The organism is Corynebacterium sp. H127 (genome assembly GCF_037482665.1).
Taxonomy (GTDB): Bacteria; Actinomycetota; Actinomycetes; order Mycobacteriales; family Mycobacteriaceae; genus Corynebacterium.
The window spans coordinates 148,795-170,636 of record NZ_JBBHKY010000006.1; the positions used below are offsets into that span (position 1 = coordinate 148,795).

General features: G+C 57.8%; 20 protein-coding genes. All 20 read left to right on the forward strand.

The genetic code is table 11. The annotated features are described in order from the left end of the window. The first annotated feature begins 12 nt into the window (after window positions 1–12). The 20 genes from WG936_RS08155 (at window position 13) to WG936_RS08250 (ending at window position 21,803) form a co-directional block, all read left to right on the forward strand. Complete coding sequence (locus WG936_RS08155) at window positions 13–414, forward strand: hypothetical protein (protein ID WP_339572605.1); 402 nt, start codon at window positions 13–15, stop codon at window positions 412–414. Continuing rightward, complete coding sequence (locus tag WG936_RS08160; RefSeq protein ID WP_339572606.1) at window positions 332–1,921, forward strand: hypothetical protein; 1,590 nt, start codon at window positions 332–334, stop codon at window positions 1,919–1,921. Before WG936_RS08155 ends, WG936_RS08160 begins: the two co-directional genes overlap by 83 nt. A 14-nt stretch (window positions 1,922–1,935) precedes the next feature. Beyond that, the gene (locus tag WG936_RS08165) at window positions 1,936–3,261 is read left to right on the forward strand and encodes a phage portal protein family protein (RefSeq protein ID WP_339572607.1); all 1,326 of its coding nucleotides are present in this window, start codon (window positions 1,936–1,938) and stop codon (window positions 3,259–3,261) included. Next, window positions 3,254–4,564: a hypothetical protein gene (locus WG936_RS08170; RefSeq protein WP_339572608.1), complete on the forward strand. Its 1,311-nt coding sequence runs from the start codon at window positions 3,254–3,256 to the stop codon at window positions 4,562–4,564. The genes WG936_RS08165 and WG936_RS08170 overlap by 8 nt, the downstream gene beginning before the upstream one ends. 3 nt (window positions 4,565–4,567) lie before the next feature. Further along, window positions 4,568–4,966, forward strand: coding sequence for a structural cement protein Gp24 (locus WG936_RS08175; protein WP_339572609.1), 399 nt, complete (start codon window positions 4,568–4,570; stop codon window positions 4,964–4,966). Window positions 4,967–4,977: 11 nt separating this feature from the next. Next, entirely contained in the window at window positions 4,978–5,901 is a 924-nt protein-coding gene (locus WG936_RS08180) for a phage major capsid protein (RefSeq protein ID WP_339572610.1), read from the forward strand. Continuing rightward, on the forward strand, window positions 5,901–6,302 hold the full coding sequence (locus tag WG936_RS08185) for a hypothetical protein (RefSeq protein ID WP_339572611.1): 402 nt from the start codon (window positions 5,901–5,903) through the stop codon (window positions 6,300–6,302). Before WG936_RS08180 ends, WG936_RS08185 begins: the two co-directional genes overlap by 1 nt. 15 nt (window positions 6,303–6,317) lie before the next feature. Next, complete coding sequence (locus tag WG936_RS08190) at window positions 6,318–6,755, forward strand: Gp19/Gp15/Gp42 family protein (protein WP_339572612.1); 438 nt, start codon at window positions 6,318–6,320, stop codon at window positions 6,753–6,755. Window positions 6,756–6,770: 15 nt separating this feature from the next. Next, on the forward strand, window positions 6,771–7,097 hold the full coding sequence (locus WG936_RS08195; protein ID WP_339572613.1) for a hypothetical protein: 327 nt from the start codon (window positions 6,771–6,773) through the stop codon (window positions 7,095–7,097). Window position 7,098: 1 nt separating this feature from the next. Continuing rightward, on the forward strand, window positions 7,099–7,377 hold the full coding sequence (locus WG936_RS08200; protein WP_339572614.1) for a hypothetical protein: 279 nt from the start codon (window positions 7,099–7,101) through the stop codon (window positions 7,375–7,377). A 386-nt stretch (window positions 7,378–7,763) separates the two neighbouring features. After that, window positions 7,764–8,654: a hypothetical protein gene (locus tag WG936_RS08205; RefSeq protein WP_339572615.1), complete on the forward strand. Its 891-nt coding sequence runs from the start codon at window positions 7,764–7,766 to the stop codon at window positions 8,652–8,654. Window positions 8,655–8,818: 164 nt separating this feature from the next. Further along, a complete protein-coding gene (locus WG936_RS08210; protein WP_339572616.1) occupies window positions 8,819–9,130 on the forward strand; it encodes a hypothetical protein in 312 nt (103 codons plus the stop codon). Between the two features lie 35 nt (window positions 9,131–9,165). Beyond that, window positions 9,166–9,513 (forward strand): hypothetical protein, encoded by a 348-nt coding sequence (locus WG936_RS08215; RefSeq protein WP_339572617.1) that lies wholly within the window; start codon window positions 9,166–9,168, stop codon window positions 9,511–9,513. A 12-nt stretch (window positions 9,514–9,525) separates the two neighbouring features. Next, window positions 9,526–14,529 carry a hypothetical protein gene (locus WG936_RS08220; protein WP_339572618.1) on the forward strand — a complete coding sequence of 1,668 codons (5,004 nt, stop codon included), beginning with the start codon at window positions 9,526–9,528 and terminating at the stop codon, window positions 14,527–14,529. After that, the gene (locus tag WG936_RS08225; RefSeq protein ID WP_339572619.1) at window positions 14,530–15,339 is read left to right on the forward strand and encodes a hypothetical protein; all 810 of its coding nucleotides are present in this window, start codon (window positions 14,530–14,532) and stop codon (window positions 15,337–15,339) included. Window positions 15,340–15,343: 4 nt separating this feature from the next. Next, a complete protein-coding gene (locus WG936_RS08230; protein ID WP_339572620.1) occupies window positions 15,344–16,972 on the forward strand; it encodes a Gp37-like protein in 1,629 nt (542 codons plus the stop codon). Window positions 16,973–16,982: 10 nt separating this feature from the next. Beyond that, window positions 16,983–17,579, forward strand: coding sequence for a hypothetical protein (locus WG936_RS08235; RefSeq protein WP_339572621.1), 597 nt, complete (start codon window positions 16,983–16,985; stop codon window positions 17,577–17,579). Next, window positions 17,569–17,886, forward strand: a complete 318-nt coding sequence (locus WG936_RS08240) for a hypothetical protein (RefSeq protein ID WP_339572622.1) — start codon at window positions 17,569–17,571, stop codon at window positions 17,884–17,886. Before WG936_RS08235 ends, WG936_RS08240 begins: the two co-directional genes overlap by 11 nt. Window positions 17,887–17,952: 66 nt before the next feature. Then, window positions 17,953–20,214 carry a hypothetical protein gene (locus WG936_RS08245; RefSeq protein ID WP_339572623.1) on the forward strand — a complete coding sequence of 754 codons (2,262 nt, stop codon included), beginning with the start codon at window positions 17,953–17,955 and terminating at the stop codon, window positions 20,212–20,214. A gap of 245 nt (window positions 20,215–20,459) precedes the next feature. Beyond that, the gene (locus WG936_RS08250; RefSeq protein WP_339572624.1) at window positions 20,460–21,803 is read left to right on the forward strand and encodes a glycosyl hydrolase family 28-related protein; all 1,344 of its coding nucleotides are present in this window, start codon (window positions 20,460–20,462) and stop codon (window positions 21,801–21,803) included. Window positions 21,804–21,842 lie beyond the last annotated feature (39 nt).

The following is a 21,842-nucleotide window of genomic DNA, read 5'->3' on the forward strand; positions in this document are numbered from 1 at the left end:
AAAGGAGCCTGATTGAGCACCGATGGACTTGAGTCGAACCCGCTCGGCTTCGGAGCTGACCTCCGCGCGCCGGGCAAAGCGGTCTACGAAGCCCTCGTCCAGCCGGGCATGGACATGTCCGACGTGTCTCTCTGCGAGGAAGCCGGCCGCATGCGCGACCGACTTGATCGGATGCAGAAGTTGATAGCAGGGGAAGAAGAAGCCTGGGCGAGACTCACCGTCGGATCCGACAAGACAATCACTGTTCGTCTGGACTCTGTCCTACAGGAAGCTCGCCAAGCAACAACCGTCTATCGCCAACTCATTGGCGACATCAAGAGGAGGTGGCCTGATGCTTATGCAGCAGACACTGACGCTGACGGACTCGAGGGACTTGGTGGCATGGCCTACGTTGACGGGGCGACAGGAGCCTGAAAACCTCGTGATGACGGCGGGCGATTACCGCCAAGGCAATGAGGTCATCGTGCTAGCGTCTCGTGCCGGGTCGAAGCTCATGCCTTGGCAGTCCGGACTCGTGCGGTGTACCTCGGCGAAAACTCCAGCGGGAACATGGGTATACGGCACCGTGATTTGGATTGTGCCCCGTCAGAACGGTAAGTCCGAAGCCCTAGCGGATCTGATTCTGTACCGAATCTTCGTCCTGAAAGAGCGTGTGGTTTACACCTCGCATGAATGGAAGTCCGCCCGCGAAATCGCTGAGCGATTGCAATCGATGATCGAGTCCCGGCCGTGGCTCTCCCGACGCGTGAAGAAGATGACCAACTCGCAAGGCGAGGCCATCGTCGAGCTCAAGGATGACAAGAACGGTCGCGCCGGGAAGGTGTACTTCCGTACTCGTTCGGCAAAGGCTGGTCGTGGTCTGGACGAGGTCGACACATTGATTTACGACGAGGCTTATTCGATCAATGAAGCGTCGGTCGCCGCATTGAACCCGACGCAGAATGCTGCGAAGGATCCGCAGGTGATTTACGCATCGTCGGCGGTGAACAAGGATGATGCAGACCATGCACACGGTGTGCAGCTCTCGGCGCTGCGAGAGGCAGCGTTGCTGCGGGATGATCCGCGGATCTTCTTGGCAGAGTTCCGGGCGCCGGAGGGCGCGGACCGTGAGGATCCTGAAACGTGGAGGTTGGCGAACCCGTCGTTCGGTGTGATCCACAACGAGCGCAAGATCGAAACGTTGAAGAAGAACATGCTTACACCTGAGGGACAGAAGCGGTTTGATGTCGAGGCACTCGGAATAGGTGACTACTTCACGCTGGTGAAGGAAGTCGAGGAAGACCCCAGTGTTATCGACCTTGCTCGCTGGCGTGAGCTAAACGATCGCGCCCCGGTGGCTACGGGCAAGTATTGTCTCTGCGTTGATGCTTCTAACGATGTCACGAACCGTACCTGGTCGGTGGCCGTGGCGGCGTCTACCAAAAGTGGAAAGCATGGCCAGCTTGGCTTTCACGGGCACGCTACCGTTGCGCAGATCGTGAAGTTCATCGTTGCCGCTAACGAGTACAACGAATTGTTGGCTGTGGTTGTGGATCCGAAGTCTGCGGCTGCGGTCATCATCCAGAAGCTCATCGATGAGGGCATTGAGCCACAGCTAATGAACTCAACGATGGTGGCATCGTCTACGCAATCGCTGTTGCAGAACATCGATGATGGCATTTTTACGCACGACGATGATCCGCGCATGGAGGAAGCGATCGCAGTCGCTCGTCTGCGAGAAATCGGAGACGGCGGAATCGCATGGACGAAACGCAAATCCGGTGGCAACATCTCCCAGCTCGTCGCGATGACACACGCCGCCTACGGGCTGGAAGCCTTTGATGTCGAACTCAATCCTCCAGCATCGATTTCATTCGCCGATACCCGCCCACTATCGAGGCCGCGTGACGAACTGAACTCCCTACTCGAGCTCAAGTGGTGAAAGGAGCACACAACATGGCAGAAACACCGCCACCTTCCATCGCGGAAAAGGGCTACGTCAACGGAGAGGAATCAGATTTTTACGCAGGGTGGAAGGATATCCGCGAGGTCGTCCCCGACCTGCAGTTCCCGGAAAGCTTTGCAACCTTCGACCGCATGCGCAAGTCAGATGCCCAGGTGGCAACCGTCATCAAAGCGATCACACTTCCGATCCGAGGCACTACGTGGCGCATCGATCCCAACGGAGCCCGTGACGAGGTCGTTGAGTTCGTTGCAGAACAACTCAACTTACCGATCATCGGAAAAGAAGGCACTGCCAAGACGTCACGCAGGCTTCATCGGTTCACATGGTCGGAGCACCTGCGCATGGCGCTACTGTGTATCCCGTTCGGCTGCATGTTCTTCGAACAAATCGTAGAGCAACTACCGGATGGAAAGTGGGGCTATCGCAAGATTGCCGAACGCATGCCTCGCACTCTCAAGGCGATCAACGTCGCCCGCGATGGTGGCCTCGTCTCAATCGAACAGAAGCCACCGACAAACCTTGACTACCGTGCAGCAGACCCCGGCAAGGGTATTGAAATTCCAATCGACCGACTCGTAGCCTACTCATGGGAGCGCGAAGGCGCCGCGTGGGCAGGATCATCTCTTCTCGAGCCGGCATACAAGAACTGGCTCGTCAAAGATCTGCTCCTCAAGTTCGAAGCCGGAGCCATCGAACGCAACTCCATGGGGATCCCCGTTCTTACAAACGCACAGGGCGCAACCCAAGAACAAATCAACACCGGACAAGACCTCGTCGAGAAGTACCGAGCAGGATCACGCGGTGGCGCATCACTGCCCTACGGAGCAATCCTCAAACTCCTCGGCGTCTCCGGGCAGCTCCTCAACCCGCGCCCAGCTATCGAGTATCACGACGCCCAAATCGGACGTGTCGCCCTCGCACACTTCCTTAATCTCGACGGCCAAGGAGGCAGCTACGCACTCGCCTCCACCCAAGCCGACCTATTCACCACCAGCCTCAACACTGCAGCCCAGTTCATCGCCGACACAGCCACACAACATATCGTGGCCGATCTCGTTGACTGGAACTGGGGACCAGCAGAACCCATCCCCCTGATCACCTTCGATGACCTGCGCTCTGGATCACTCGAAATCGCCAACGCCCTGCGAACCCTCGCAGACGCTGGCCTCATTCGACCAGACCGGTCCATCGAAGAATGGCTCCGCAGAGACCTTGGTGCACCAGCCAAAGACACCCCATCACCACAGCAACCATGGGCACCAGACCAAAGCCCGGACGCCGCGCCGGGGATTGAAGGAGGTGACAATAATGCCTGATATCGAAGTACCTGATCGCCCGATTCTGCGCGATGTTCCTGACGTCGAGTTGCTTAAGGTCGGTCAGTGGCCTCTTTCGACGGGGACGGTTGAGTTCACTACAGAGGATTTGGCGGCTGCGGTCCGTGCATCGCAGTCGCCCGCAGTCTCTCGACCGGTGATCAAGCTGGGGCACTGTGACCCACGATTCGACGCAGAGCCGGCCGTTGGTTTTGTCGACAATCTGCGATTGTCATCCGATGGAACGACGCTGGTGGGTGATCTCCGAGGAGTCCCTGCGTGGTTAGCAGACATCATGCCGAGTGCGTATCCGCGCCGATCGATAGAAGGCGCGTTCAGCTACCGCGATCAGTCCGGTGTGATTCATTCATTTGCTCTGACTGGACTGGCTTTGCTGGGTGTCACGCCGCCGGCGGTGGGCACGCTGTCGTCGTTGCGTGATGTTGCTGCGCTCTATGAAGTCAATGCGAAAGCCGGTCGAGACGGTCCGGCGGAAGGAATAAGAATCATGCCTGAAATTGTGCAGGCGGCGGCTTCCGTCGAAGACGTCCGCCGTCATTTTTACGAAGCTGGCCCAGGAGCCAAGTCCTTCATGTGGATTGAAGAGATGTTCCTGGATCCATCCGAAGTCATTGTTATGGATGAGGAGGACGGACAGCTGTACCGGATCCCGTTCACGGTGGCTGAGGACGGTGCCGTGTCGTGGGGCGAGCAGGAAGCGGTTAAGCGTGAATACGTTGCTGCTTCCGCTCGGACTCCTGATGCGGTGTGGGGTTCAGCCGAAGAATCCCGTGACGTAGCTGGCGAGGAGTCGCCACCAACCAAGACGAAGGAGCAACCTCCAATGGAGTTCACCGAAGATCAGGTCAATTCGCTTATCGCGGCGCTTGGCCTCAATGATTCTGCCACCGCCGATGATGTGGTGAAAGCGGTTGAGAAGATCGCAGCAGATGTACAGAAGACTGATACAGAGGCCGCCACTGACATTGCCGCTGCGGTGAAGCAGCGTGGCTTGCGGCTGGTCGAGGCTAGCGCGTGGAAGTCGGCGCAGGATCGCCTGGCAGCACTGGAGCACGAGGGCAATGTTCGCCTTGTCGATGATGCTGTGGCCGCGGGCAAGTTCATGCCAGCGTCTCGTGCTGCCGTTCTCAAGCAGGTCGAGGCCGGTCTGATCGACAAGGACACCATCGATGCGATGGAGCCGATCGTCACGATGGCGGGCGCTGAACGTGGCCATGCGGGCGATTCCAACAACGACAGCACGGACGTTCGGGATTCTGACGTCTACAAGAACTGGGAGTAAAGCATGTCTGCAGTAGCAATTAAGTTCCACACTGGCCCTGTCACTTTTGCCGCGGAAGCGGCCGTGAAGGGCGGTCAGGTTGTTGAGGCGGGTACTGCCTCTCGCAGCGTTAAGCCAGCGGGCGCCGCGTCCGCAAAGATCCTGGGCGTCGCTCTGATTGATGCGGCACCAGCAGATCCGGACACCGGTTATGCGGGTATCCCGGAGCACACGTCCGTAGCTATTGCGCCGGCACAGGTGCCGGTTGTCGGCGACGGCACCGCGGCTGTGGGTGATCTTGTGATCGCAGCTGCCGGGGGCAAGGTGGCTAAGGCTGCCGGTACTGAACCAGCGTCCCAGATCGTGGGTCGCGTTATTGAAGTCCTGGCGGACAACAAGGTCTCTGTTCGCCTCTACGTCTAAGGAGACATTTCATGCCAACCTCTGTTATCTCCATCGATGATGGACGCCGGGACGTCACCGTATCTGACCTCCTTGGCAACCCTGAAACCATCCCGACTCGTGTCCTGGATCGTGTCCGCGACCAGTTCATTGCAGAAACGCTGCTTTACAACGGTGGCACCTCGAACAAGCTGGAGTTCTCCTTTGAGCAGAACTCTCAGTCGTTCGTCGACGGCGACCCAGAAGTGATCGCTGAGTTCGCAGAATTCCCAACCGTGTCTGAAACCACGGGCAAGAAGGTCGTCGGGCGCGCGACCAAGATTGGTTTCCGCCTGGAAATCTCTCGTGAGATGCGCGACTACAACGAGCTTGAGCGCGTGAACAAGCGTGTCGATAAGGCAGTCAATACGCTGATCCGCTTCAACGACAAGCAGCTGTGGGATGCCCTCGCCAAGGCACCAATCCCGGAGATCGCAGCCTCCGTCGCATGGGATCAGTCGGGCGCAGACCAGCGCTATGACATCGCCCGCGCGATGGAAAAGGTCGGCACCGGATCGGCAGAAGCTATTGACGATCTGGTTGATCCATTCTTCGCAGACACCATTGTCATGAACAAGGCAGTTGCGCCGAGCTTCATTGCAAGCGAGAAGTGGAACAACGTCTACACCGGAAACCTTGCGGATAAGTCCATCCGATACACCGGTGTGATCGAGTCCAAGCCAATGGGCCTTGATGCCCTCATGACCCGCACGTTGCCACGCAACAAGGTCCTCGTGCTGCAGCGCGGAGCTCTGGGCTTCTTCAAGGATCCACGTCGCCTGGAAGCAACTCCGATGCGCGGCATCGATGAGCAGGGCGGCGATACCGAGACGTTCCGCTCTCGGATCTCTCAAATCCGATTCGTTGGCATCGAGGAACCGTTCTCCGCATGCTGGATCACTGGGGTGATGTCCTAATGCCACGCATTGAAATCACCGCCGCAGAGTGGACACAGGTCACGGACGAAGGCCGATTTATCCGCCGAACTGGCGACGTCTGCACCGTCTCCGATGCCGAAGCCAAGCGCCTCGTTGGGTGCGGCGCCGCGAAAGAAACCCGCCGCAAGATCACGGTCGAGGATCAAAAGCAGACCAAGCCACCGGCAACTGAGGACACCGAGACCGATCCCATTGGTGAGGAGGTAGCTGACGAGGAAGCAGCTGCAACCGTGGAGACGGAGGACAACGAGGTTCCAAAGCCGGCAGCGACCGCGACCGAAGCTAAGTGGCAGGAATACGCGATCTCGCAGGGCATGTCAGCTGATGAAGCTGAATCCATGTCGCGTGATGAGCTGCGTGCGTTCTTCGCTGACAAGTGATCATAAGGAGGCGGCATGGCTGAGAGGTTAGTGTCTGCCCAGGAAGTCTTGCTCCGACTGCCCGGCTCGGTAAAGCCGCTTTCCGGAGAAGATGCCGCCCGCCTCGAGGCGCTGATCGACGATGCTGAAGAGCTGATCCGTGATGCTTTTGAGGAAGCAGGCCGCGATTTCGACATCGAGGTCCTGCTTCCCCGTCAGCAGCGGACAATCACCAGAGTGATCCGTGAGATGGTCGCAGCCGCGGTCATCATAGGGCCAAACGCTGGGGTGCGCACGCTCAAATCGGCGACTGGCCCGCAGTCCGATGAGATCACCTGGGCAGATCCTCCAAAGATCGGCTTTTCTGGTGTTCTGCTAACTGATGAGCAACGACGTGCGCTCGGCCTGGCTGTGTTCGGTGACGGCGCACCATTGCACAACTTTCCACCGCATGTCCGCGCGTGGGAAATCTAAAGGAGGCGCAACCTCATGGAAACGATTCAGCGTATCGGTGAGCCCGTCGAGGACGCAGACGGCCGCATCATCGATGCTCCAATCCTTGGGGAGTTCGTCGGCATCGTATCCCCGCTCGGTGGTGGCCAATTTTCCACAGACACCATCACCGATGGCTCAACGAAGCAACTCCAAGTTCTCGCACCTGCAGGAACAGCGGTGAAGGAAGGCGACATCCTTCGGATCCGTGGACTTGAATACCGAGTGAAAGAAATCCCTTGGGATTGGTCGATGAACCGTAGGCCGGTCTTGGCTAGGCATGCGCCGAAGGTACAAATCATGTGTGACCGGAAAGAGGCATAAGATGCCGCGCCCAAGACTCATGCTCGACAGCAAGAAACTCGGGAAGCTGCTCGTCAACAACTACGCGGACGATATTGCGGCATTAACTGATCAAGTTGCAAAGCAGCTTCCCGACGACGTCAAAGTCCTCACCATGACCGGCATCAATCGCGCCGGGCGTCCTTACGGGCTGGTGACGATCGCGGAACCAGAAGCACTTGCAATGCAGGCAAAACACGGTGTGTTGTCGAAATCTGCGGCTCGATGTGGTCTCGATATCAAGCGCCGAGAGGTGGAGTGATGTGGCAGCAAAAGGATGCGACCGACATTATCCGGGGAATCCTGAGGCGTCTTGTTGATGACAAGGATCGTGTTCGAGCCACACTCCCTGATGGGTGGACACCTCGCGATCCACCACAAGTTGTCGTCACATCTGATGGCTCACCTTTAGGCGGGCCAGGGTGGACCGGAGAAGTTGTCCGGGTCACGGTACATGCCCGAGACATTACGGTTGCCCGACAGATCATGACCCAGATCGACGGGGTGCTTTGTGACCCATTGAAAGCTGGGTGGATGTACCAAATCAGACCCTCTACCGGCCTTATTGCGATCAAGGATTCCAAGGTCGGTGGGGGGCTTTCCTCTGCCACATACACAGTGGTGACCAACAGATCAAGGAGCTAATTCATGAAGTACACTCGCGACCCTAAGAACGTGCAGCCCGTCGTGGACGGCGAAGTTCTCGTATCGTTTGAAAAAGACCCAAAGATTGGCCTCGATGGCCACTTCGGCGATGAATGGGCCACCCTCGGCATCCTTAACAAGGGATCCAAGGTTGCGCTGAACCGCACCATCGAGAAGAACAAGATCAACGGTTGGGGCTACGGCGTCGTCGCAACCTCCACATCTCCGGGCGACCTCACCGCTGAGGCCGAGGTCCTAGAGAACAACGAGATGACCGAACGGATTGCATGGCCATCGCGCGCAAAGGATGACGGCATCACCATCGACGGCGAAGCTAGCATCCTTTACCACGACGAAGTAGTCGCACAACCACACGTCGCTATGGTCGAAAAACGCCAGGACGGCAAGATGAAGATCCGTGCGACCCGCTATCCAGCGATCGCCACGATGGAGGATCTCGGTTTCCAGGAAGAGCCAGAAGGAAAGACCGTGGCCTTCGATTTCGAATCCGGAGTGAACAAGGACGCATTCGACGAAATCGTTGTCGGATACGACAACTCCAAGAACCTCAGCGACAAAATCGTTCGATTCGCTTCCTCCGCGAACGCGGGCTCTACCGACAGTCCGAACCCAACGCCAACCGCCAAGACCGTCACATTCCCAGACGGAGTCACCGGCGGCAATTGGGATCTGACGATCAACGGCACCGCCGTCAACGATCTTGCCTTCGACGCCACAGCATCGATCGTTCAGGAAGCAATCACCACCGCTGGCATCACCGGCGTCGCTGTCTCCGGCGCGCCGGGAGCTTACTCGATTGCAGGCGCGACGTCTGTGACCGCTGACGGCTCCGGTCTGACCGGCGGAGCAAGTACCACGATCACTGTTGCCTAAGTGATCTGGCTGGTGTGGGGACTTTGGTTGGGTGCCTTTCCTCCTCACGCCGGCCGCCTCGTCGAAGCCTAAAGCTCCAGACGAAGTGAAAATGCGCACCCCATTCTTTGCCACCGCGATTCGTCGGTGGCTTTTTCAATTCCATTTTCGGAAAGGACACCCACATGTCGAAGAAAGATCTTTCTCCTGCGGAAGCGGAGGCATTGGACATCGAAATGACCGAGTTCGAGGTCGCGATTGTTCACCCCAAAACCAAGGTAGAAGCCACAATCAAGATCGAGTGTGCTGCATCGGTCGATGACGCACCAATCGAAGTCATGGAGGCAATGGAAGACGGAAAGTATCTCAAAGCATTCATGGCCATGATCGGCCCTGAAACTGCGTACAAGCTGCGGTCGGCAGGCATGACAGGCCGAGTGTTTGCCGATGACGTCTTGCCGAAGTGGCAGGAGGCTACCGGCCTGGGGGAAGGCTAGCCCTTCTTCCGCTCATTCGCCGCCATGAGGACCTTGTGGAAGCAGATCTTGCCTTCGCGGGGTTTGACTATCGCGACCGCTTTTTGCCGCATGGTGGCCCGTCACGAATGACAACGCGGCGTCTGTGCCTGTTGGTGTGGGCGCTTGACCGCTACGAGTCCAGGTTCTGGGCAGCGGTCGGTGATTTCGCTCCGACTTCTCGCTTGGAAATCATCATGGCTGATACCTATCACGCAGTGTCCGGGCAAGCGCACGTATTGCGCGATGAGAAAACCGCCATGGAAGCGGCACGGGAACGTGAGAAGCGCAAGCAGATGATCAAGGCCAATGCGGCTGCTCGTCGCCGTCGCCGACGTCGAAAACTCAATAAATCCAGCATGTAGGAGGTCTGTCCCATGAGTGCTATTGGTTACGCATCCTTGCCGATCGTGCCGTCGTTGCGTGGTCTGAAAGCCACCTTGGACAAGGAATTCATGGGGCCGGTGACGAAGACCTCAAAGGCCGCGGGTGAGGCTCTCTCAAAGAATCTCTCGGATGGAGTGGAGCGGGCGTCGCGCGACGTTGAAGCAGCTCTAAATCGCGAGAAGAAGGCGACCGATGTCGTTGCTAAGGCGAAGAAGAAGGTAAATGAGCTTAGCGACGAAGCAGAACGCAAAGCCCGCGCGGTGGAGTCGGCAGAGAACAAGCTTTCCGCTGCTCAGATTAAAGCGGCCGAGCAGGTGGCTAAGGCCCGTGCGGATCTGATCAAGCTCCAGGAATCGGGTACTGCTTCCGCACAGGAGTTGGCTGCGGCGCAGTCTCGAGTTGATCAGGTTGAGAAGTCGACGAAGGCTGCTCTGATCGATAAAGAAAATGCGTTGGGCAATGCGCGGGCCTCTGCGGCAAAGGCTGCAGATAGGAAGAGTGACGCGGAGAAAGTGCTAGCTTCAGCGGAAGATCAGGCGGCGGAAGCCTCGGAAAGAGTTCTCGCTGCGACCACACGTCTAGATAAAGCGCAGGATTCAGCATCGAAGACGACGTCGAAACTTGGGCATGCTTACGAACAGTTCAAGGCTAAGACATCCTCTGTTGCGTCAGCTGTGGGGGAAATGGCCCAGAAGTACCAGCTCCATGCCACCGCCGTTCTTGGTGGCATCGGAATGCTGACAAAGGGTGCTATTGAGTATGCGGCTGAGGCAGAGCAATCCTATGGCGCCGTTGAGTCCATCTTTGGATCACATGCTCAAGGTGTGATCGAGGCTTCAAAGTCTGCAGCCGTCGCAGTGGGGCTCTCCGGTCGCGAATACCGTGAGCTGAGTGCTTCCACCGGAGCGATGCTGAAAAACATGGGCGTGCCCATGGGCGAAGTTACGTCTCGGTCGCAGGAGCTGGTGGGGGTTGCGTCTGATCTCGCTGCGACATTTGGTGGCTCCACGAAGGAAGCAGTCGAAGCCGTCGGCGCGCTGATGCGTGGTGAGGCTGACCCAATCGAGCGCTACGGTGTGTCGATTAAGGACGCTGACATCAAGGCCAGGCTTGCAGCTGATGGACTCGACAAACTTGAGGGCTCAGCAGGCAAGCAGGCCCGCACCCAGGTCATGCTGAAAATGCTGATGGAGCAAACGTCCTCTGCCCAGGGGCAGTTTGCGCGCGAGACAGATACCGCAGCGCATAAGCAACAGGTGGCCACGGCCAAGTACAACGATGCCAAGGAAGCTATCGGCACCGGCCTATTGCCGATGTATGCCGAATTAGCTGATAAAGCAGCTGGTATTGCGCAGGTAATCGGCGCGCACCCAAAGGTGTTCCTGGCTCTGGGGGGTGCTCTGGCTGGCCTTGCTGGTGGGGTTGTTGTCGTCGCACAGGTCTCTACCGCAGTTACCGCTCTGAGCGCAGCGCTTGCACCGCTTGGTTTGACCATCGGTGGTGTCGTTTCCCTGGCGGCCCCGTGGGTTGCTGGCATTGCTGCCGCTGGTGTCGCTCTATGGGCATTTTTCACAAAGACCGAATCTGGTCGGAAGATGTGGGCTGACCTGGTCGATGGGCTCAAGGACGGGTGGCAGTGGATCAAGGGAGTGTTTCTCCAGGGGTGGCAGGCCTCGATTGAGGTTTTCGACAAGGTCAGGGCTGCTTTCGGTGAGCTTACTGCCATGTTTACTGGTGGTGACCTGGCTGATGGGTGGCAAAACCTAGCCGACATCTTTGGGGAGAAGCGAGCCCAAGCGATCTTTGATTTCGCCGTCCAGGTTCGAGAAACTTTCCTTCTTATCAAGGCTGGTTGGGAAGAGTTGACTACTGCCTTTGCAGGTGGCGACTTTGGATATGGCGCATTCTCTGCCTTGTTCGGTGATGAATGGGGCGAGCGTCTGGTCGACTTCTTTGCCGTCGCCGGAGAAAAGGTAAGGCAGTTTTGGGATTCTCTGACAAGCGTTGATCTCTCCGGCATCTGGCAAAGTTTCACCGCCGCGATGCAGCCGATCACCGATCTTCTGACGGGAGCTTTTGCCGGCACGTGGCAATCACTCAAGGACTCTCTGTGGGCTATCGGTGATGTAGTTGTCAGCCTGGCGAAGTCTCTCGGTGGTGCATTCTTTGGGATACTGCAAGGAGTCTTAGGGCTACTCAAGGGCCTGTGGGATGTGATTGGCCCGCTGCTCATGCCAGCTCTCAAGGTGCTTGGTGTCATCGTCGGAGCAGTGCTTATTGGCGCTGTCGTCGCTTTAGCGAAGGCACTCGAAGGGTTGGCTTGGGGATTCGCCCGAGTCCTGGAAGGTATTTCCTGGGTCGTCGATAAGCTCGGCGGCCCGTTAATCGGCGCGATCGGCCAGGCCGCACATTGGCTTGGTGATGTCCTCGGCGGTGCGCTGTCGTGGATCAAGGATGCGCTTGTCGCCTCCTTCGGCTGGATTGTCGATACCTGGGACAAACTGTCGACCGGGATTGCCTACGCCTGGGAGAACTGGATCAAGCCAGCCTGGGATGCGATGGTTCTTGGGGCGCAGTATCTCATTGCCATCATCGGAACCGCAGTGCTCGCACCGCTGTTGCTCCAGTGGAACAACTTCTCCACGGCATTCAAATGGGCGTGGGAGACGTTGATTAAGCCAGCCTGGGATGCGATGGCCGCAGCTGGGATATGGCTTTGGCAGAACATCCTTGTTCCAGCTTTTGACGGGATTAAATTCGTCTGGCAAGGCCTCGTCGACGCAGTGAAGTGGGGCTGGGAATCTCTGTTGAAACCAGCCTGGGATGCGCTGTCCACAGCTGCAATCTGGATGTGGACCGCTGTCCTCGTCCCTGCTTTCGATGGCATTAAGCTCGGCTGGTCACTTCTCGTCGACGGCATTCGATTGGCGTGGGAAACAATCTTGAAACCAGCGTGGGATGCAGTTGCAGTGGCCGCCACGTGGCTGTGGCAGAACGTTCTTGTCCCTGCTTTTGATGGAATCAAGTTGGCGTGGAACGCTCTCGGCGACAGTATTCGCTGGGTTGTCGACAACGTGGTGAGTCCTGCATGGGACGCCATGAAGAACGGGCTGTCGAACCTACAGTCCTTCTTTTGGCAAGTGGTTGAGGGTATAAAGACAGTCTGGTCAGGATTGAAATCGGCGCTCGCCGCGCCGATTAACTTCATGATCAACACCGTCTACAACTCCGGTATCAAACGTGCCTGGGACACTATGGCCGGATTCCTCCCAGGAATCAGCCCTGCACCTGCACTCTCCGGGATCCCAGAGTTCAAGGTCGGTGGTGGCGTTTCTGGTCCTGGAACCGGAACGTCAGACAGTATCCTTGCGAAACTGTCCAACGGCGAGCACGTGCTCACCGCACTCGAAGTCGCTCGCGCCGGTGGACAAGACGTGATCTACCGGATCCGAGACTTCCTTCGGAAAGGCATGGCCTTCACCTTCGACGGCGCAGGCGGAATCATCGGACTACCAAACCGAATGGACTCCCGCACTGGCGACCTCGCAGGCGCTGCGCCGGGCTTGTTCCTGCCAAAGTTCAAAGACGGCGGTGCCGTACGTCCAATGTGGGAGCTCCAGCTGGAAAACGGCCACCGCGCCGCGCAAGCTCGTAACGGTAACCCTTACACGTGGGCACATGAGGACTGCTCCGGTTACATGTCGATGATCGCCGACGCCATCTTGAACGGTGGCAATGGTGTTAGGCGCTGGGCGACCGGATCATTCCCTGGCGGCCAGCCATGGGTTCCAGGCCTTGGCCAGGGATTCTCGGTTGGTGTCCACGATAATCCAGGTGGTCCCGGCGGCGGTCATACTTCCGGAACCCTGTCAGCAGTCGGCAACTTTGGAGCGGTCAATGTCGAATCAGGTGGTGCCCACGGTTATGTCGCCTACGGCGGACCAGCAGCAGGCGCCGACTCTGCGCAGTGGGACGGCGTCCAGCCAGGACGTTTTCACCTCGCAATCGGAGCCGACGGCGCTTTCGAGCCCGGAGGCCCCGGTGGGGGACCATCACCGGAGAAGATGCTGTCCTCGATCTACTCCAAGATTGAGGAAATGGCTTCGAAGGCACTGGATCCGATCAAGAGTCAGCTGCCAGCAGTACCGCCACTGTGGCACCGACCGCCAGGGGCAGCATTAGACAAAGGCATCGAGCTAGTCCCGAGTTCTGCGAAAGCCATTGCTGACAACCTTGGTGACAAACTCCGTACCGTCTACTCCGCGCTCAGCAGTGTCAAAGACCTCGTTACCGGTACTGCGGGCGACGCTGCTAGTTTCGTCAACCAGCAGGCGCGCCGGGCACTGGATTCGGTGGGGTTGTACGACAACGGTGGGTGGCTCATGCCGGATCGGCTTGCTATCAACCGTTCTGGCAAACCGGAGCCGATCATGGCTGATTGGCAATGGAAGCTGTTTAAGGTGCTCCCTCCGGCATTGGTGAAGCTCGTTCCACCGCTTCAGAGGTGGGCGAATGAGGGAATCCAAAAGCTGGAGGATTTTGCGAATGTGATGGGGCAGGCCTCGGCGAAAGCGGGTAAAGATTGGGCGCTCGATACGGCTAAATCTGAACTTGACTATTTCGGCCTCGGCGGGCTCGTCGATATTGGCGAAAGCCTGTATGGGCGGTTTGCCCCTGCGATCAAGGAAGAGATGGAGCTTCGGCGCAGTGCCGGTGTCGTTGAAGAGAACGACCCCGTAGCAGGTCTTCCTCCAGCGATCTCTCCGACCCCGCCACCTCCGCCCCCGTCTTATCCATCGCCAAGCGCGGTAGGTAGTCGTGGTGGGACGGTGACTGCGGCACCGATCCAGGTCACGATCAATGCAGTGGACGGTCAATTTGTTCATGTCGATGATCTGCGACAGCTCCAAGACAAAGTCGATGGTTTGGAAATCAAGATCAACTCTGGAACTGGTGTGTCAGCCGCAGGTTTGACACGCGGAAAGGCGCTGTAAATGGATCCCCGCGAACGAGAAGGAAAAGGCTACAAGGTTACCTATACCTCACCTTTTCACGGTGAGGTGTGGACCTTATCGACGCCGATCCAACACGAACGCGAGGGACAGCGATTGTTCCTCGTGGAAGACGGGTTCAAAGGTGGCGTCGGCAGCGTCAACTTCTCCATGAAGAACACCGTGAACCGCCTCGGAGAGCGAGTCGGAGGATGGAACCTCCCATCCTTTGACGGCTCATTCGATGTCTGCATCCTCGACAAACCAGAATCCGTAGCCAATAACCTCCGAAACTGGCGTCGAGGATGGAGCCAATTCCACGACGGAATCATCCAAGTCATCGCTACAGACGGGGCAGGCTACTGGTGCAACGCCAGACTCGACTCCTTCGGTGACATTCCCCGTGATCCACAAGGAACACAGCCGCTCCTCGACAGCATCAATTGGGTCTGCCACGACGGTTGCTGGTTCGGGGAGACTAAGGAATACGCGGGGTCAGCCGTCGTAAAGCCCGCTGGTGACGTGGAAGCATCCGCCCGCATCGCGTGGGACGGCCAGGCAACAACTCTCCGTAACCCATACGGAGAGTCAATCAGCTTGCCCAACGTCGGCAGCCAGCGCTACCTCGACGTCAACCGGGGCATGTACGGCCACATCACTTTCCCCGATGGAACTACCGACCTGTCCACTTGGCGCGCCCTCCGAGCATCACTCGCAGGAATCACCATGGAACCAGGCAAAGAATACGGCTGGAACTTCGGAGCAGGACTCACACTCGAAGTAACTGACCGCTGGCTAAGCCCATGGGGGTGATCGAATGGCAACCTGGGACGACTATAAACGTCATCGCGACAAAGTCGTAGAAACCAACGGCCAATGGGTCGGCCTCCTGGACAAAAACTATCTCCCCATCATGGACATCGAAGACTGGATAAATGCCGAATGGCCCAACATCTTCGGCGATACCGGATCGATGACCATGGCACTCGACGGCGAAATCGCGCCGGGTGTCCCGAATCCTGTAGTGGACGAGCTGGTCTTTGCGCATCTTCGGAAGTTAGATAAGCCGCAAGCGCTTGATGAAATGTTCCATGAGGCAGTTCACGGTGTCCTGGAGCGACCGGGGATTAAGCGGCAGACCTATCGGTTGTTTGAGCTGACACCGGAAGGGGGCCGGGACTATCCGGCGAAGATGGGGCTTTCGGGCGTCGACACGATCGAGCATCTCAAGCACTTGCCATGCTGGGCGAATCCGAGCAACAGGAGCAAGGTGGTTCAACTCCAGTTCTCGGACATCCAGCAGGGGAGCGCTGAGCTGGTCTCGCGAAAGATCATCGGGCGAAACTTGATCGGTTATCAACAGCCGTCGTTGCTGCGATCCTCGCGAGATATGACTGATGATTACTCGACATCGTCGGCGTGGTCATCGTTCATTCCGGATCTTCATCGCGTGATTTGCTCGCCGATTCCATCGGGGAATCCGTCGGAATGGTGCGTGATTGAAGCTCGGTGGGATAATGCCTGGGATCTCATGGAAGGAACATGGAAGGCGGCAGGATTGCAGCCGATCACGTGGCTGTGGCTTCCAGGAGATGAACAGCCCTTCCCATCTCACACGGTATTGTCTCTACCGACGGTGATCGTGGACTTCGCTCCGCGGTCGGCAGTTAGTGGAGCCGCCGGATTGTTTTCGCAAGGGTGGGTCAATCTGACGAGGAAGATCAGCTCTGACGACAACCTTACGTCTGTGATCTCTCTTGATGACTATCCGCTGACTAACTCCGACGGGCAAAAGCCATGGGTTGTTTTTGATCTTCCGGAGGCGCCGAAAACGGTTATTCGAAAGTCAACAGATTCGAAGTTTCTCGTCGGTGGACAGTCGCCGAAGGCGGTCAATGATCTGATTCAGGCTGGGATCAAAGGTGCCTTCGCTGGATTACTGTCGCTGATTCCTGGGATTGGGCCGCTTGGTTCGGCTCTGGTCACTGGTGTTGGTGAGTTGGTCTCCAAGCTTGCGGCAGACAGATTCCTGAACCTCGAGGAGGGCGAAGACCTCAATCGGGCAGCACACTACGGCCGATCTGGGTATATCTCTCTTTCCAAGCCTGGACAAGCTAACACCAATGACTCAAAGCAAAAGATGTGGGCAGCAAAAACCCAATCTGAGGGTGGACTCACGGTCCAGTTCGTAGTCGACGACATGTACCCCTATGTCGCTGGTCGCGATGTTCGCATCGGCGATGTCGTCGGAGTTCGCATGTGGGGCGTCGTTTGGGCAGCGTATGTCTCCGAGTTGACGCCCTTCTCGGATCCATCATCGCCTTGCGGGTGGAAAGTAGCCCTCGGAAACCTCGACGCTCTCGCAGACCTCTCCAGGCTCTACGAACTCAACACTGGAACGGTGCGCGCCATCATTGGACGCCTCGCTACCTACGTCAGCAGTTAGGAGAATCACTATGGTCAAAATCTATCCAGCTGATCTACCGCCCGGTATTCACCCGATGGTGCAGCTCATGGCAGGTATGGATCTCACCATCGATGTAGCCGACAAACTCGCCCGCCACCTCTTTGACGTGGTGGGTTGTCGATTCCACCAGGTTGAACGACAGGACCACATTGTCTCCTTCGCTGTCTCTTGGCCCCGTGACGCGGGTGACCGCCATGTCGCAAAAGTTGGAGAAGCCCTTAACCTAGCTATCCCCGGCGGGGATCAGACAGCGGTAGCAATCACGGCAGGGTACCTACCGCCAGGAATCAAGCTAGAAAAGCACACTGGAACCCTGGTCGGTATTTTCACTCGGCCAGGATTATACGAAGCCACCATCACGGTTGGAACCCGAGTTAAGTGGGATCCAATCGGCACCGACACCGACTTCCACTCGGCGGGCTCGTGGATTCCTATTGAAATGCCGCGCGACGAACGCCCTGTTGACTTGTCGGGTTTTCCGATCACCGTAGATGACCTTGACGATTATTCGAAGTCATTGCTGCTGTCGAAGCTGTTGGAGTGGGAGCGAGCAAAGGCTATCGAGGCAGCTGATCATGGGAATTAGTCCAGTTCATGGTGGCCGTGTGATCTTGGTTGAAGATGATACTTCCGCTTCACGCTGGGGCTCTATGGTTGATGATTCTAAGGCGACGGGCGAAATCGTCGGTGACGAGGTCGGCGGCATTGCTGCTGAGGCGGGGTCAGCGAATGATGCTGCGCAACAGCTGGCATCGGATCTTACCGAGCTGGAAAAGCGCGTGGAGGTTTTGGAGCAGTCAGCTCCAGACTTGTCCAGGTATGTGCCTATTGCTGATTTCGAAGCGTTGCTAGCGCGAGTGGAGGCGCTGGAGAGTCGGCAGCCATCAGAGTGACGGTATTATCGGGTACTTTTGCCCCTGCTGGCGCAGGGGTTTTCGCATTTCTAAGGAGAAAATACAATGGCGACTACTATCACGCTTGAGGGTCGGCTGGCGGACATTACGAGTGCCCCTATCCATAGCCTCACCTCCTGTACTGTCAAGGCTCCCGCGTATGCGCCGGGGCCGGGTGTGGAGATCACGACCAGCGCCCCGCAGCCGGTGAATGTGGCCGAGGACGGTGCTGTGACTGTGAATGTGGTGGAGGGGGTAGGCTGGCTCTACCTCGCCGGTCCGGGCTGGACAGAATCAATCCGCTTTGTGGCTGCTGCTGGCATGTCTACCCTGTGGGAGGCGGTGGTCAATGCTCTCCCCATTAACGTCGAGGCTAAGCGCTTGCTCACGAATTTGGGAAATTCGTATGCGGGTTTCCGCGCTAGCCTTTTGCTCATGTCGCAGCAGTACGAGAACATGCTGAATGCATCGACGCAGGCAGGGATGGATAAATTCAAGCGCATTGTGTCCGAGGCGATTTTTGATTTCCAGTCCGATGTGGCACACGTCGATGAAGTGGCAGCGTCAATAGACGCTGCTTTTGCTGATTCAATCCCCCCGTATTTGCAGCCAGATTCACCAACAGGGCTGAATGCGACATATGTCCGGGTCGATGAACGCCCGGTCAATTTGGCTAATCGCATTCCCCGCGATTACACGCCCGACCAGGACGCGACGCTGTGGATTGCGGACGCTCTCAAAGAGTCCGGGAATGTGGAGTGGCCGGAGGGGCTGCAGGCGACGCTGGATGACCCGACGGGGATTGTGGTCAAGCAAGGCCAATCCTTGCGTGGCAGTGCGGGCGCGAAAGCGATAATTAGTCATGGTGCAGCGGGCTTTAAGAATTTTGGCACGATTGACGGTATCACTGTGGACCGTCCGGCGCAGGGGCAGACGATGCACGCTGCGGGTATTTGGATTATGCCGGGGTCGAATGGTGCGCAGGCGGTGGGGTGCCGATTCACGGGTGGACACACTGCTGCTGTGGTGACAGGCGGGTCGTCTGACACGCAGGAGGGCGTGGCTGTCGATGCGACGCTGGCAAATAATGTGGCCGAGGACATGACCGGAGTGGGCTCATACGGGTACCGCATTGATTCGTCCGAGGCTGTGACGCTTCTGAATTGTATTTCCCAGGGCGCGAATTTGGACAATCTCAAATTTAGGGTCAAGACGCGCGACCCGCGCGTGATCGGCGGGCGGTATTCCGGCTCCCGTGGGGGCGACGGGCTGGACGCTTTCGCCGGGGTCGATGGCGGTTTTGTTGGTGGTGGTGTGATTTTCGACAACAACGGACTGAACAACATTGTCATTAAAACGGACATGCTGTCCGAAATGTATCCCGAAGTCCCACGCGATAGCGCCGGTCGGGTCACCGACCCTGTAGCTGCCCGCGCTGCCGTCGCTGACCAGATCAGCAAATTCGGACTCCCTCGGCAGACCATCGTCCAAGGCGTGATCTGCCGAGGTGCCAAAGCTGGCGGGATTTCATTCCACCGCTCCGACGGCAACGACAGCGATTTTGCTAACGGATGGCCGATGCCATGGCTCGCTGACCTCCTCGTTCGGGACATTATGATCGATTCCCCAGCAGGCATCGGGCTAGGAATCAACGTCTGCAACGCTCTTGTATCCGGGGTGCAAATCCTCAACGCCGCAAATACTGGGCTGTACGTCTACGAAAACGCACGCCAAATCCGCCTCGACCAGATAGCAATCCGAGGCGCTGGTAGCCCGACCCTGACCGGCCTCCCACAGGACGGTGTAGTCCTCGCGGGGCGCGACGTGTGGCTCTCACAGGTCCTAGTGGACGGGGCGCAGCATGGAGCATGGGCAAGCGAAGCGGACGCTACCGCAGCGAAGAAAATCACCCGCCTGGGATTCAATGCCACCACCGCAGCGGCCGCTGCAACGCATCATTACTCCCAGTGCGCTGCAACCCGTCTTATCTCGGCGGGGCTTTCCACCACGGCTCGTGATTACTCCACACACCTGGATGGGGTGTACGAGTCTGCGGCTGGCACCTCCCTGGGTGGGACGTGGCTGCGCGGTGGAGCTGGACAACTCCAAGTCTCCAGCACGGGCGCTACCGGCTGGCAGCGTGTGGGTAATCAGATGGTCACTGGTGCGCAGCTTTCCAGTGCCACCCACGCGGTGAATACCCAGGGCAAAGCCCCAGGGGCCATGGCGTGGGTGCTGGAAACTCAGCGACTGTATGTCACTGATGGAGCTGCGCCGACATCGACCTGGTACCAGGTCGGAGGGGCAGACAAGATCATTCCTGCCTAGCCACACTCTCTCAACTAACGCCCTCACCAAACGGTGGGGGCTTTCCTCATGAAAGGGGGAATTATGGAACTGCAGACACTGCGCTAGGTCATGGGCGGGATTCTGCGATGCGAGCAGCGGCGATCACGACGGGCGCGGATTCTATCAACGCCTGGTTCACGCTCGACCACATGGCGTCGTAGATCATCACTAGCCTTGGGCCCACAGGCCACTCGGCATCATCTCTCGAAAGGACACCCACGGCAATGACAACACCGATCGATAGTGATACAACCCCAACCCGCGAGTACCACAGCGTCCTGGACTACGGCGCTGTACCAGACGGCACCCTGAATGGCGGAACAGACAACTCCGCCGCTTTCGAGGCCGCCTATGATGCCACTCCAGAAGGTGGCATCATGTATGTTCCGGCAGGAAATTACTACCTTTCACGTTCGCTGCATCTGAACAAGGGGATCCGGTTCTGGTGCGAATGGACCTCGACCGCTGGTGGTGGGCGCGGCGCGTCGACGCTGTTTTTCCCGCCAGGTGTGGACGGTCTCGTAGTGGGGGAGTACTCCACCGACACTGTCACGGCGCACCCTAACCGCGGCTGGGAGATCGGGCCGTTCCAACTCCGCTCTTCTTCAATCAGCAGTACTGGGGTGCGCGCACCAGGAAGCGAAGGCACGTCTGGTGTCGGAATCTTGATCAAGAACGGTGGCAAGGGCAGGATTCATCGTCCTCGCGTTGAAGGGTTCGGATCCCACGGAATCATGGGTGCTGCTGGAGGTGAGCTAAAAGGCCAGATTAATCACATGTCCATCTGGGAGCCGGCCGCGTGCCGAAACGGCGGCGACGGTATTCACCTGACCGGCACTGATTGCCAGCGCGTGACTGTCTACGCGCCGGATGTTATCGGCAACCTCGGTTGGGGCATCAACGTTGATGGCGCAAATTCTAACCACATCATCGCCCCTCACGCGGCCCAGCAGTATTACGATTCCCCAGGTGCGTTCCGGGACAATGCAATGTCGACGTACTGGGAGCACGTGTACTCGGAGGGGCGCATCCAGATGCTGTTCGATGCGAAGAGCTCCTATGCTGTGCTGCTGTGCTCCCATTACGGAAAACCGGAGCTCAACTTCACTGGTTCCGGTCCACAGGTTTCCACGATGGTCATTGATCCGGGAGAAGGATTCTATGGGCACGTGAGAATCAATGGGCGTCAGACAGCAAATCTGGAAATGACCATGGGTGTGTTGTCGGCGAACACCTTCGCCCTGGGGATTAAAGACCCTACAACGTCGAAGAATGAGTACCTGCTTACTGCCAATAGTGAGGGCACGGACATGCAAGTCTCACGCACTCTCCGGCCTGCTGCAAGTGCGCTGGATAAGGACTTGGGGAAGACATCTGCGAAGTGGCGAGATGGTCATTTCAGCCGCTACGTGCGTGCTGCGGGCGCGGTGCAGACCGGCGCGTACACATCGGAGGCTCGCCCGGCTGCGACGGTTGGTGCGGGCACCGTTATTTTCGACACCACTGTTAATAAGTTGCTGGTCTCGACTGGCATTGCCTGGGTCGACGTGATGGGAAACCCCGTCTAGAACCCCTACCTCAAACTCGACTCATGCCCTCACCATTCG

Excerpts from the sequence above, each read along its gene's own strand:
- WG936_RS08160 (WP_339572606.1), top strand. The coding sequence starts at position 332 with ATGCTTATGCAGCAGACACTGACGCTGACGGACTCGAGGGACTTGGTG.
- WG936_RS08165 (WP_339572607.1), top strand. The coding sequence starts at position 1,936 with ATGGCAGAAACACCGCCACCTTCCATCGCGGAAAAGGGCTACGTCAAC.
- WG936_RS08170 (WP_339572608.1), top strand. The coding sequence starts at position 3,254 with ATGCCTGATATCGAAGTACCTGATCGCCCGATTCTGCGCGATGTTCCT.
- WG936_RS08175 (WP_339572609.1), top strand. The coding sequence starts at position 4,568 with ATGTCTGCAGTAGCAATTAAGTTCCACACTGGCCCTGTCACTTTTGCC.
- WG936_RS08180 (WP_339572610.1), top strand. The coding sequence starts at position 4,978 with ATGCCAACCTCTGTTATCTCCATCGATGATGGACGCCGGGACGTCACC.
- WG936_RS08185 (WP_339572611.1), top strand. The coding sequence starts at position 5,901 with ATGCCACGCATTGAAATCACCGCCGCAGAGTGGACACAGGTCACGGAC.
- WG936_RS08190 (WP_339572612.1), top strand. The coding sequence starts at position 6,318 with ATGGCTGAGAGGTTAGTGTCTGCCCAGGAAGTCTTGCTCCGACTGCCC.
- WG936_RS08195 (WP_339572613.1), top strand. The coding sequence starts at position 6,771 with ATGGAAACGATTCAGCGTATCGGTGAGCCCGTCGAGGACGCAGACGGC.
- WG936_RS08200 (WP_339572614.1), top strand. The coding sequence starts at position 7,099 with ATGCCGCGCCCAAGACTCATGCTCGACAGCAAGAAACTCGGGAAGCTG.
- WG936_RS08205 (WP_339572615.1), top strand. The coding sequence starts at position 7,764 with ATGAAGTACACTCGCGACCCTAAGAACGTGCAGCCCGTCGTGGACGGC.
- WG936_RS08210 (WP_339572616.1), top strand. The coding sequence starts at position 8,819 with ATGTCGAAGAAAGATCTTTCTCCTGCGGAAGCGGAGGCATTGGACATC.
- WG936_RS08220 (WP_339572618.1), top strand. The coding sequence starts at position 9,526 with ATGAGTGCTATTGGTTACGCATCCTTGCCGATCGTGCCGTCGTTGCGT.
- WG936_RS08225 (WP_339572619.1), top strand. The coding sequence starts at position 14,530 with ATGGATCCCCGCGAACGAGAAGGAAAAGGCTACAAGGTTACCTATACC.
- WG936_RS08230 (WP_339572620.1), top strand. The coding sequence starts at position 15,344 with ATGGCAACCTGGGACGACTATAAACGTCATCGCGACAAAGTCGTAGAA.
- WG936_RS08235 (WP_339572621.1), top strand. The coding sequence starts at position 16,983 with ATGGTCAAAATCTATCCAGCTGATCTACCGCCCGGTATTCACCCGATG.
- WG936_RS08240 (WP_339572622.1), top strand. The coding sequence starts at position 17,569 with ATGGGAATTAGTCCAGTTCATGGTGGCCGTGTGATCTTGGTTGAAGAT.
- WG936_RS08245 (WP_339572623.1), top strand. The coding sequence starts at position 17,953 with ATGGCGACTACTATCACGCTTGAGGGTCGGCTGGCGGACATTACGAGT.
- WG936_RS08250 (WP_339572624.1), top strand. The coding sequence starts at position 20,460 with ATGACAACACCGATCGATAGTGATACAACCCCAACCCGCGAGTACCAC.